The organism is Sphingobacterium sp. UBA6645 (assembly GCF_002455685.1).
Taxonomy (GTDB): Bacteria; Bacteroidota; Bacteroidia; order Sphingobacteriales; family Sphingobacteriaceae; genus Sphingobacterium; species Sphingobacterium hotanense.
Genome location: NZ_DKLH01000016.1, coordinates 74,381 through 87,061, shown reverse-complemented (window position 1 = coordinate 87,061; position 12,681 = coordinate 74,381). Strand labels below are relative to the sequence as shown.

Below are 12,681 nucleotides of genomic sequence, written 5' to 3'. Positions count from 1 at the left end.
TTTTAGACAGCCTCTTTTGTTATTTAGTTAACTCGGTTAAGAACTTTGTTAAATAAAAAAATTACCGCACCTGCCGCCAAGGTAAGTCCTCCGACGCCAATAAACAGCAAGCTTGGATGTGCAGCTAATTGTTCCATAATTTTACTAGGTTTATACTATTAAGTTAGACTAATATAAAGCCGCACTTTCTCTTTCGCAAGTAATTTTTAATATTTTTTATCCACAAATGTTTTATTTGTTTCTATATTTGAAACATCACATGAGAAAAATAGTTGCCATATTGCTTTTGACGATTTATTCTGTATGCAGTACAGGAGCAACTGTCTATATGCATCATTGTGGAAAACGTACTTTAATCTCTGTTTTAGACGAGGAAAAAGTATCACACGACCGCTGCCCCATGTGCGTAGAACACCATCACAATCAACAACATAGCGACCCAAACGCTAACTGTTGTAAGGATAAAGACATGTGTAAAGATGTTCAACTTGAACTCAAAAGCGAGTCAGAACAACTACAATCATCCATTCAACAACTTTTCAACTTCAGCCCCGCAGTAGTAGTCATCCCGTGGTTATTACCCTATCTAGAACAATGGATAGAGCAAGATCTGAAGTGGAATCCTCATAGCGAAGAGCTTCAGCTCTCCTATACCAATCCTGTATATCTGCTAAACTGCAACTTCAGAATTTGATTTAATATTGATTTCAATCCGGATTATTTATTAAGACAATTGATTCAATATTAGATTTATTATGCATTTACAAAGATTATTACCACTAATCATATTATTATTTTGTGGGCAAGTTTTATTTGCTCAAAGCAATCTTACGACCGTAAGTTTTGAAGTTGCCGGCAATTGCGGCATGTGTAAAAAGCGCATCGAGAAAGCAGGATTAGATGCTGGTGCGACCGAGATCGAGTGGAGCCAAAACAGCCATTTGGCAACCGTTAAACTAGATACCAATAAAGTTAAAGTTGATCATATCAAGAAGCAGATCGCTGCCATTGGTCATGATGCTGGAGAGTTTAAAGCTGATGATGAAGTTTATGAAAAACTCCATGAATGCTGTTTGTATGATCGTTTAGGCGAAGAACATGAGGAAAGCCATGAAGGTCACGACCATGCCGATCACGATCATGAGGGACATGACCACGAAGGGCATGAGCATGCGATGAAACCTGAGGAAGATGGTGGACACAATCACGATCATGATCACGAAGTGACCGGTGTCGTAGTGAATGAAAACGACAAAGGCGATCTGAACCCTATTACAGAAGTTACTGTATTCTGGGCGGATGAACCTGCGAAAAAGGTTAAGACCAATGAGAATGGCGTATTCAAAATTATGCACAAAAAGCCTTTCCGAAACCTTGTTATTTCACATGCAAGTATGCAAAGTGATACGGTAGAGGTGAAAAACCTGCACGAGGTCATCGTAATCCAAGCGAAGAATAATGTATTAAAAGAGATTGTTATCTCGAGAAGACAGAAGTCGAACTATATCTCGAAGCTTACCCCAAACAGAGTAGAGACATTAACTGCTAAGGAACTTTTCAAGGCGGCATGTTGTGATTTAAGTGAAAGTTTTACCACAACGGCATCTGTAGATGTTGTTAGCAGCGATGCAGTGACAGGCAGTAAGCAGATTCAAATGCTAGGTCTTAGCGGCATCTATACGCAAATTACGGTAGAGGGCCTACCGGGACCTCGCGGATTTTCTGCACCTCTCGGCTTAAACTCTATTGCCGGAACATGGATTGAAGCCATCAATATCAGTAAAGGAATCGGTTCTGTAGCGAACGGTTTTGAAAATATGGCCGGACAAATTAATGTGGAACTAAAGAAGCCACATAACTCCGACAAGTTGTTTTTCAATGCTTATGCTAACAACATGGGACGTACGGATGTGAACCTAAATGTTTCTCATCATATCAACGAGAAATGGTCTGTTGGATTATTGCTACATGACAACTTCATGTATAACAAATCCATGAACTTCAGTGATAACGGTTTCCGTGATATGCCGGTCGGCAATCTATTTTCCGGGATCAACAGATGGCATTATGAAAACGGAAAAGGAGTTATCGCTCAATTTGGCGTTAAATTCCTCCATGATGACCGTATCGGTGGACAGATCGATTTCAACGAGAAAACCGATAAATATGGAACTGACCTTTATGGCTTAGGTTTTAAAAACCAGCGTATCGAAGGTTTTGGTAAGTTGGGTTATGTTTTCCCGACAAATAAACACCGTAGTATCGGACTGCAATTATCAGCAAGTCGCTTTAAACAAGAAAGCTTTTTCGGATTGAACGCATACGACAATGAGCAGAAATCCCTATATGCAAACTTATTGTATCAGGACATATTAGGTTCGGTTGCTCATAAATATAAAGTTGGGGCATCCGTACAACATGATAATTATGATGAGGATTTAGCGCGCTATCAGGCAGGACAAACCGCTTATCAATATGATTTCGGTCGTAAAGAAACCACTGCAGGCGCATTTGCAGAGTACACCTTTAGTCCGTCGGAAAACTTCGACGCTGTTTTAGGCTTACGCCAGGATTATAATAACCTATATGGTTGGTTTACTACGCCACGCGCAGTGTTGCGCTATCAGCCAACCCTCAACACCACCCTTCGCTTAAGTTCAGGAAGAGGACAGCGCACAGCGAACATCTTTGCAGAAAACTTAGGTATTTTTGCTTCCAGCCGTACAATCAACAATATGGCAGGTCTCATCAATGGTGCCAATGCTTATGGCCTGAAGCCTGAGGTATCCTGGAATACCGGATTCACTTTCGACCAAAATTTCCAATTGTTCGGCAGAGAGTCAGGTATATCGGTCGAGTTGTTCCACAACCGTTTCCAAAATCAAGTCGTAATCGACTATGAAGATCCACGCCAGGTTAGCTTCTATAATTTAGATGGCAAATCATTCTCAAACAGTATTCAGGCGGAGTTCCGCTTTATGCCACTTCAACATTTTGAAGCACGTATGGCGTACCGCTTATTAGACGTACAAACAGATTATCAGTCTGGAAGATTAGAGAAACCAATGAATGCGAAGCATCGTGGGTTCCTGAACCTAGCATACAACCTACACTCCGGTTGGGCATTTGACTATACGCTAAACGTGGTGGGCAAAAAACGTTTACCGAGCACTGCTAGCAACCCTGTTGAATACCAACTAGGTACACGCTCTGATGCTTACGTGACGATGAATGCTCAAGTAAGCCGCACATTCGGCAAGAACAAAAACTTTGATATCTATATCGGTGGAGAGAACCTAACAAACTTCTACCAGAAAGATCCAATCTTAGCGTTCGACAATCCGTTTGGTCAGAACTTCGATACCAACCTCGTATGGGGACCAATTACCGGCCGAATGTTCTATACCGGTATCCGATACCATATCAAATAGAATTACGAGTGACCTGAAAGGAGTAAAAACCTTTCATGACCCAATATTAACCCCTATCAAAGTCCTTCTGAAGTGGCTTTGATAGGGGTTTGTATTGGGTTTACATTGGGTTTGAATTGGGTTTGAACAGTAGTTAGTATTTTATTAGATATTAGATATCAGACATTAGATTTTAGAAATGTAGGGCGCCGATTAGGCGCCTTTGATTTAAACAAGAAAGGATAGAGATTATCTTTGAACCAGGAAAGGAAGGATGAAAGGATGGACAGGATTTGGCGTATTGCCTTCGTTTGAAGCGGGAAAGGAAGGAAGAAAGGATTGACAGGATGGGATTGTCTTCGAACCAGGAAAGGAAGGATGAAAGGATTGACAGGATCCGGCGTATTGCCTTCGTTTGAAGCGGGAAAGGAAGAATGTAAGGATTGACAGGATGCTTTGTCTTTGAACCAGGAAAGGAAGGATGAAAGGATGGCCAGGATCCTGCTTATCTTAAAATCCTTCCTTTCCTAGTTCAGACAACTCTAATGTCTAAAATCTAATATCTGATATCTAATAAAATACTCGCTTCAGTTCTTGCTGCAACCGTGCTGTTGGTAGTCCGATTACATTTTCGTAGGAGCCGATGATTTTATTAATCCCTACTCTACCGATCCATTCTTGGATACCGTAAGAACCGGCTTTATCCAATGGTTTATAACGCTCAACGTAGTAGTCGATTTCTTCATTTGACAGATTATTTAACCAAACGGTTGTCTCTTCGACGAAGCTTACTTTTTGGTGTTGGTAGGCTAAAGCGACTGCGGTGTAAACACGATGTGATTTGCCAGCTAAGCGTTTAATTACGGCTTTTGCTTCTTCCAGATCGGCAGGTTTTCCGAGTACATCGCCCTGCTCGTCTACAACAATGGTATCGGCGCAGATTAATAGCTTATCAAAGTAGCGATGGCGATCAAATCCGCTGAGCTTAGTTTCGGCGATATACTTCACGATTTCTACGGCTGAAAGCGTTGGATCGTAAGATTCATCTGTTTCTTTGACTTCAACTTCAAAAGCAATGTCCATCGAAGCGAACAACTCTTTTCTTCTAGGCGATTTCGACCCGAGGATGATCGAAATATTCTTCAACTTATCCTGGATCATTAAACGCTCTTTATATGTGTCTGTACGCCCCATTTTCCCTGTAGCTTTAATATCTTTTCTAAGATATCTCGCACAACACCTCGTCCACCTTTAAATGGCGACATATAGTGAGAGATGGTTTTGATATCCTCTACGGCATCAACCGGGCATGCTGCGATACCAACGACCTGCATCACCTCGTAGTCTGGCATATCATCGCCAACATACATTAGCTGATCGGCGGTTAATTCATATTTAGTCAACAGCTCGTTCAGAACGTCCATCTTTTGGCTCACGCCTAAGTGTATTTCTTTGACACCGAGTCCTTGCAGACGCAATCGTACGCCCTCCGATCTTCCGCCGGATATCACCCATAACATCAGACCCATTTTCTCTGCTAATTGCATGGCATAACCATCCTTCACATAGAAGGTCCGTAACTGATCGCCCGATTCATTGACTTGCAGGGTGCCATCGGTCAATACACCATCAACATCTAATACAACTGCCTTTATCTGTGTAAACTTCTGAAAGATCATATTTTTAAATTATCCCCAAAATTAGACAAACTTTGAGAGTTATTAATATGCAAGATTAATCAAATAATGCCAAAACTTTATTTGTTAAAACACATAAATCAGAGAATTGTCAGAAAGTAGTTGCAGAGGAAACTTTTTTTTGGAAACGCTTTGCAGAATTAAATTCTTGCTTTACCTTTGTATCATAATTCGAAGGAATAGTAGAATTATTAGTTAAAATTTGTCTTTTCATAATTTAGGTTTATAATTGGTTAGTATCAAACCCTGGCGCCCATCGTCAGGGTTTATTTTTTGAGAAAATCTATCTAATCAAAGCTATTTTCAGTAAAAATGGGCGATAAGCGTCCAGAAGTGAAATCCCTTAAATTCGTCAAATCACCGTTAGATCGCTTCATGCAGTTCGGTTTCAAAGTGCGTCATAAACAACAAGGGCTGTATCATCTTATCATGTACAGCCCTTGTTGTTTATTTCAACTAATTCGTTGATTACTATTTTTTCTCTGGTCCGTTTGGTTTAGCGATTGAAGTTCTCATATCGGTATCTGCTTGGATATTCTGCATTTTATAATAATCCATAATACCTAGATTACCATTTCTAAATGCTTCTGCTAAAGCCATTGGTACTTGAGATTCGGCTTCGATTACTTTTGCCTTCGCTTCTTGTGCTTTCGCGCGCATCTCTTGCTCAGTTGCTACGGCCATCGCGCGACGCTCTTCTGCTCTTGCATTGGCTACCTTTAGATCGGCTTCCGCTTGGTCTGTTTGTAACTTCGCTCCTACGTTTTCACCGATATCGATATCTGCGATATCAATAGAAAGGATTTCAAAGGCTGTTCCCGAGTCTAGTCCTTTTGATAGTACCGTTTTTGAGATTCTATCGGGATTCTCCAATACTTCTTTATGATTGCTAGAAGAACCGATCGTCGTAACGATCCCTTCACCAACACGCGCTAGGATTGTTTCTTCACCGGCACCACCAACTAATTGGTTGATGTTTGCACGAACCGTCACCCGCGCTTTTGCGATTAGTTGAATACCGTCCTTTGCTACGGCAGCCACCGGAGGTGTATTAATTACCTGCGGATTTACAGAGAGCTGTACCGCATCAAACACGTCACGACCTGCTAAGTCAATAGCAGTTGCTAGTTTAAAATCGAGCGGGATATTAGCTTTGTCAGCAGAGATCAGTGCTTTGATTACTTTATTTACATTCCCACCCGCTAAGTAGTGCGTTTCTATTTCATTAGAACTAATCTTTAAACCTGCTTTGGTAGAAGTTATCATGGCATTGGTGACCAATGCTGGCGACACTTTCCTTAGGCGCATCAATACAAGATTCAGTAAACTGATCTTAACATTGGACAGCTGTGCTGTAAACCACAGATTGACAGGAAGTAGATAAAGTAGGAAGAATATGGCGATTACCGCTCCGATAATAATGAGTACGAGTTGAATTGCTGGATCCATTTAATTGTCGATTAATAAAAGTTTCAATTTACTAAAGATATAAATTTTATTTAGAAGAGTCGGTTGTTATTTCAGTTTTTCGCGGTTTAATGCAAGTTTATTCGCTATATTTAATTCTTATATCATGATTTTAGATAATGTATTTAAAGGAAGTGGTAAATGCCGCTGATTCAAAACAATTCCTTGAATTGCCGGCCATAATAAACCGAGCTAACCGAAATTATATTCACCCGCTGAACAGCGATATCGAGTCGGTCTTTGACCGATCGAAGAACTCATATTTTGAGAAGGGTGACCTCATGCGCTGGAATCTTTATGATGTTAAGGACGAGGTTATCGGACGGATTGCCGCATTTTATCATTTCGATGATAAACTTGGAGAGAACCAAGGTGGATTCGGCTTTTTTGAATGTATCAACCAACAAGAAGCTGCAAACTTACTGTTCGATCAGGCAAAGAGCTGGCTTCAAGAGCATGGCTTGAAACAAATGGACGGTCCCATTAATTTTGGCACACGCGATCAATGGTGGGGTTTGCTGATTGCTGGATTCTACCCGCCGGTTTATGGCATGTTCTACCATCCCCCCTACTATCAATCGCTGTTTCGACAATATTCTTTCGAAGCCCTATTTGAACAATATACTTATCGCCGGAAAATATCGGTAGCATTCAGTCCCGCCGTCCTACATCGGGCGAGTAGGATTCAACAAGATCCGAACTATCGCTTCGAAGACATCAGTAAACTTTCCGAAAAGGAAATAATTACTTCTTTTATGGAAGTTTATAATGCCGCATGGAAAGATTTTGATGGTGTTAATACACTGAGCAGAGCCGAAGTAGCGCAATTAATTGCACATATGCGTCCAGCGATGGACAAGAAAATAATTTGGTTTTCTTACTTTAAACAACAACCGATAGGCTTTTTCATCAATTTGCCAGACCTAAACCAGCTGTTAGTGAAATTTTTACGTAACGGAAGTTTAAACATTTGCCAAAAAATTCGATTTTTGTACCGAAAAACAACAAGAAAGTGTACAACAATGGTAGGGATGGTTTTTGGAATTCATCCGGACTACCAAGGGAGAGGTGTCGAAAGCGCCTTCATAGTGAATTTTGCAAATTCCGTTTCTCAATTGCGTCCCCCGACATATCAGGAGATACAAATGAACTGGATTGGGAGCTTCAACAGAAAAATGATTGCCGTTGTCGAGTCCATCGGAGCAGAACGCTATAAAACACATTGTACGTATCGATTAACATTTTAACAAGGATATTATGTCATTAGACATGTTCAAACTCAAGTCAGCGCGGTTACAGGCTATGGTAAGCATCATAGTGGCGACTTTGGTCATCATATTCTCTTACTGGTATTTTACTGCCAAGCAGAAGGAATATACCGGTGCGATGAAGGAATATATGGATTTAGCGCAGGAGAAATTCTATTTGATCCAGGATTGGGAGGTAGAAATTCAACAGATTTCTAAATTCAATTCCTTGGAACATAATGTAGACGCTTATTCCAGAGAGCGTGCGCGTACGAATATTAATGCAACCATCAGCAAGCTGGCATCGACGAACATTTTAATCGACACTGTTCCACAAAGTATTGCGAAGATTCAAGCAGTCAGCGATAGCATTCTGAGCCGTAGTGCTATGAAATCCAGCAACAGCTTAAATACGATTTCTAATAACCTGTCTGATGAGCAGGATATGATAACGGCGGCGAGCAACATGATGACCAATGAGATTATCGCAAAGCGTGCTACAAAGACCGAACAAAAGCTAAAGTTTTTAGAAACTACGCGTTCGATTACGCTGGCACTAGGAATTGTCTCCTTGTTGGTTATCTTATATGTTATCTATCAGATCATGAAGCTTTCGATTTATTTGACAAAAACGTCGGAAGCAGAGCGTAAGCTCAACGATGAGTTTCAACGTACGACAGATAAACTGGAGGAACTAAACTGGGTTTTGCAGAATTCGGCAAAAGTCTACAATATTGTCAATGGCAACCTTTCAGAACACCAAATCGCCAAGAATGCTTTATCCATTGTCCGAGATGTATTGGAGGGACATGCTGCTGCGATTTATATTCGAAAAATTGATTCGTACGAGCTGACTTTAAAGGACTCTTATGGATTAGATTCCAAACAGCTTTTGAGCAACATATTGATTGGTGAAGGAATCGTCGGCCATGTTGCCGAGTCAAAACTGCCAAAGGTATTCGATATCACTGAGCTCAATCAAGTTAAATTGAGTTCAGGGATTGTTTCGGCACTTCCTGCAAAAGTTATTATCTTCCCTATCGTGTTCGAAGAATACTGTATTGGCGTACTTGAAGTTTTTGGTTCCTTCAGCAAGGAACGTGAAGAGAATATCTTAAATTTCCTTACGCGCGCCGGTCGCGCAATTGGTTCTGCGATCAAATCCAGACAAGATCAGAGTCTAGTAGAAGATCTATTGGCTGAAACGCAACATCAGACCGAAGAGTTGGAAGCGCAGCAAGAGGAACTACGCATCACCAATGAGGAGCTTGTTTATAAGACGAATTTGTTAGAAGCCTCGGAAGAGGAACTGCGGGTACAGCAAGAGGAACTTTCGCAAGCGAATAAAGAACTTAACCAAAAGGCGGCAGAACTGGAGAAACGCAACGTGGATTTGAAAGATGCGCAGCAAGTTGTCGAGCAGAAAATTACCGAGGTAGAGCAAGCCAGCAAATATAAATCGGAGTTCATGGCTAATATGAGCCATGAGCTAAGAACGCCATTGAACAGTATATTGATTTTGGCGAAGTTACTTCAGGACAATAAACAAAAGAATCTATCGGAAGATCAGATCAAATATTCATCCGTTATCTATAATGCCGGCTCGGATTTATTGCAATTGATCAATGAGCTGCTCGATTTGGCTAAGATTGAATCAGGTAAAGTTGAATTAAATAACGAAGTCATTCCGGTTGCAGGATTTGCCCATAATATCGAATCATTGTTTAAAGAAATTGCGGATGATAAGAAGATTGACTTTAAAGTGGATATCTCCGAGGCTCCTGCAGAATTCGTTTCCGACGAATATCGTTTAGAGCAGGTGACAAAGAATTTTCTTTCTAACGCATTCAAGTTTACGGAGCGGAATGGACAGGTCAGCTTGAAGATTAGCTTGAATCAGAATAATCTTAATTTCGCCGTTACCGACTCGGGCATTGGTATTTCGGCAGAAAAACAGACCTTGATTTTTGAAGCCTTCCGACAGGAAGATGGCTCTACGAGTCGTAAATATGGCGGAACCGGTTTGGGATTATCGATTTCTAAGGAAATAGCCTCACTTTTAGGGGGGCGCATTGTTCTTGAAAGCGAACCAAGTGTTGGAAGTAAGTTCACACTGATCATCCCTTATGTCGCACCTTCTGCCCTATCGCTAGAAGAATCGCCACAACCGCAAGAGGAACAAACGCCTGTAAGAGAGGTTGAGAAGCCAAAAGCGCATATTACTCCTGAACCAGCTGAAGAAAAACCGCTGAGCAGTGCTGAACTTGCTGGCGAAAAGGCTATTCTGATTATTGAAGATGATATTAATTTTTCTGAAATATTAAAAAGTTTTGCTGAGGGATACGGTTTTACGGCCCTTCAAGCTTATGATGGAGAAACCGGTATTCAATTAGCGAAATCGAAGCTTCCGGACGCTATTATCTTGGATGTGATGCTTCCGATTGCCGACGGCTGGGAAGTGTTGCGTACGCTAAAAAATGCGGAGGAGACGAAGCATATCCCTATTCATATGATGTCGGCAGCAAGTTTTGATAAAAAAGAGTTCTTAGAAGATGGAGCAATTGGGTTTATGTCAAAACCTGTAAGCGAAGCGAGTATAGAATCCGCATTTGAGAACATCAATTTGAACTTGAACAAAGGCGTTAAGAAAATTTTGCTGATCGAGGATCAAGAGTTCCAAAGTGATTTGATCAAGAAAGCTTTTGCAGAACAGCAGATCAATGTGATCCAAGCGTTCACCGTAGAATCCGGGCTAAAGAAATTAGAACAGGAAGGAAACTTCGATTGTATTATACTAGACATCAAGCTTCCTGACGGTAGTGGATTAGAGATGCTCGACAAGATTAAATCGGATAAAAAATACGAGAAGCTTCCGGTGATCATCAATACAGCATACGATCTATCGACCGAACAAACGGAGCGCATTATGCGCCATACCCAATCTATGGTTTTGAAATCGAGCAAATCGAACACCCGTTTAACGGATGAGGTGAATTTGTTCTTGAACAAGTTGACAGAGCCGACGTATAATCCTGTCAAGAATCTAGATAAGATTGCCAATAAGGAAAATTACGGAACCAGCAATTTGGACGGTAAGTGTGTGTTGATTGCGGACGATGATATGCGGAATGTTTTTGCATTGACTTCATCGCTGCAGGAATACAATATGCAGATTGAGATTGCTAATAATGGTCGCGAAGCTGTGGAGATGGTCAATGACCCTGCAAACCATATTGATATTGTGCTCATGGACATCATGATGCCTGAGATGGATGGCTATGAAGCTATACAGTTAATACGTAAAGAGAAAAAGAATAATAATCTACCGATTATAGCCGTTACAGCGAAGGCAATGAAGGGAGATAGAGAGAAGTCTATCGATTTGGGGGCTAGTGATTACGTAAGCAAACCAATCGATATCGACAAGTTGGTATCATTAATGCAAGTATGGCTAAGTTAGAGGATTCTTACGAATTGAGTTTTACAGAAATCGAAGATTTGATTTTTCTGTTGAAGAATATTTCCGATTTTGACCTTTCTGGCTATACTCGTTCGTCGTTGAAGCGCAGAATTCAGCGGATTATGGGTTTAGAGCAGATGGATATCGTCGACCTCAAGAACGCCTTGGTCAATGTACCAGGCTTTCAGACATATTTTGTTGAGGAAGTGACAGTCAACGTGACGGAGATGTTCCGTGATCCGGGTTTTTATAATAAGCTGGTTAACGACATTATCCCCTATTTATCAACCTTTCCAAGAATTAAGATTTGGAGTGCCGGATGTTCTACAGGTGAAGAGGTTTATTCCCTCGCCATCCTGCTAAAAGAACATGGGCTTAGCGATCGCTCTTTTATCTATGGAACGGATATCAACAGTAAGGTATTAGATATTGCGAAAAAAGGAATCTATCCGTTGAAGAAGTTCAAAGAATATACCGAGAATTTCAATGCCTTCGATTCCAAAGAGCATTTTGCGTCCTATTATACCGCACGTTACGATGCGGCTATCATCAATCATGATTTAAGACAGAATATTTTATTTTCTACACATAACTTGGCAACGGATCAAGTTTTTAATGAATTTCATTTGATAACCTGTCGAAATGTATTGATTTATTTTGATTTGAAGCTTCAAGAGCGGGTCATGAATCTGTTCTACGAATCTCTTGCGCTATTTGGCTTTTTATGCTTGGGTACTAAGGAAACCTTGTTGCGCCATGAGGTCATGAAGAATTTCAAAGTGGTAGACAAGGAATATAATATCTACCAAAAGATTAAATAAAATGGAAGAATTGGCAAAAAATATCATTGTGGTTGGTGGGTCCGCGGGGGCTTATGAAGTCATCGTGGATATTTTAGATCACCTTCCGGCATACTTTTCTGCGGCGATCGTAGTGGTTTTACATCGTAATTCTAAATATGAAACGAAAGTAGAGTCAAGTTTATCGCGACGCCTGAACAGAAAGGTCACTTCCGTGAAAGACAAGTTGCCCATTCTGGCCGACAACATTTACTTCGCACCTCCGGGTTATCATTTAATGGTAGAGCCAGACCATCGATTTTCGTTAGATATTTCGGAACCTGTTCAGTTCTCAAGACCATCTATCGACGTATTCTTTGAGTCTGTCGCTGACGTGTACAAAACAAACACGACGGCATTTTTGTTGTCAGGAGCAAATTCTGACGGAGCGAACGGTTTGAAACGCCTGGCTGAGCTGGGTGCCACCTGTTATGTGCAATCGCCCGAAGAGGCGAAAATCGATACGATGCCGAAAAGCGGTCAGAAAGTATCAAAAAATGTTACAACACTTACTAATGCTAAAATAATTACCTATTTTAGCCTATTAACATAATTGCTAAA

Annotated in this window: 9 protein-coding genes; 6 read left to right on the top strand and 3 right to left on the bottom strand. The window is 40.9% G+C overall.

Translation table 11 applies throughout. The features are described from left to right. The first annotated feature begins 400 nt into the window (after window positions 1–400). Window positions 401–694: a hypothetical protein gene (locus B2400_RS03030; RefSeq protein ID WP_149527071.1), complete on the top strand. Its 294-nt coding sequence runs from the start codon at window positions 401–403 to the stop codon at window positions 692–694. A 61-nt stretch (window positions 695–755) separates the two neighbouring features. Continuing rightward, window positions 756–3,431, top strand: coding sequence for a TonB-dependent receptor domain-containing protein (locus B2400_RS03025; RefSeq protein ID WP_293930676.1), 2,676 nt, complete (start codon window positions 756–758; stop codon window positions 3,429–3,431). 549 nt (window positions 3,432–3,980) lie between these two features. On the opposite strand, the gene B2400_RS03020 is transcribed toward B2400_RS03025, so the two are convergent. From B2400_RS03020 to floA, 3 genes are all read right to left on the bottom strand, one after another. After that, window positions 3,981–4,604 (bottom strand): Maf family protein, encoded by a 624-nt coding sequence (locus tag B2400_RS03020; RefSeq protein WP_293930674.1) that lies wholly within the window; start codon window positions 4,602–4,604, stop codon window positions 3,981–3,983. Further along, on the bottom strand, window positions 4,571–5,089 hold the full coding sequence (locus B2400_RS03015) for a KdsC family phosphatase (protein ID WP_149527074.1): 519 nt from the start codon (window positions 5,087–5,089) through the stop codon (window positions 4,571–4,573). The genes B2400_RS03020 and B2400_RS03015 overlap by 34 nt, the downstream gene beginning before the upstream one ends. Before the next feature lie 489 nt (window positions 5,090–5,578). Continuing rightward, window positions 5,579–6,556, bottom strand: coding sequence for a flotillin-like protein FloA (floA, locus tag B2400_RS03010; protein ID WP_149527075.1), 978 nt, complete (start codon window positions 6,554–6,556; stop codon window positions 5,579–5,581). Window positions 6,557–6,693: 137 nt separating this feature from the next. Between floA and B2400_RS03005 the strand changes: the two genes are divergently transcribed. From B2400_RS03005 to B2400_RS02990, 4 genes are read left to right on the top strand one after another with little or no spacing between them, the layout of a single operon-like run. Next, the gene (locus B2400_RS03005; RefSeq protein WP_293930672.1) at window positions 6,694–7,821 is read left to right on the top strand and encodes a hypothetical protein; all 1,128 of its coding nucleotides are present in this window, start codon (window positions 6,694–6,696) and stop codon (window positions 7,819–7,821) included. Window positions 7,822–7,831: 10 nt separating this feature from the next. Next, on the top strand, window positions 7,832–11,281 hold the full coding sequence (locus B2400_RS03000; protein WP_293930670.1) for a response regulator: 3,450 nt from the start codon (window positions 7,832–7,834) through the stop codon (window positions 11,279–11,281). Beyond that, window positions 11,269–12,102, top strand: coding sequence for a CheR family methyltransferase (locus tag B2400_RS02995; protein ID WP_149527078.1), 834 nt, complete (start codon window positions 11,269–11,271; stop codon window positions 12,100–12,102). Before B2400_RS03000 ends, B2400_RS02995 begins: the two co-directional genes overlap by 13 nt. Before the next feature lies 1 nt (window position 12,103). Further along, entirely contained in the window at window positions 12,104–12,673 is a 570-nt protein-coding gene (locus B2400_RS02990; RefSeq protein WP_293930667.1) for a chemotaxis protein CheB, read from the top strand. The last annotated feature ends 8 nt before the right edge of the window (window positions 12,674–12,681 follow it).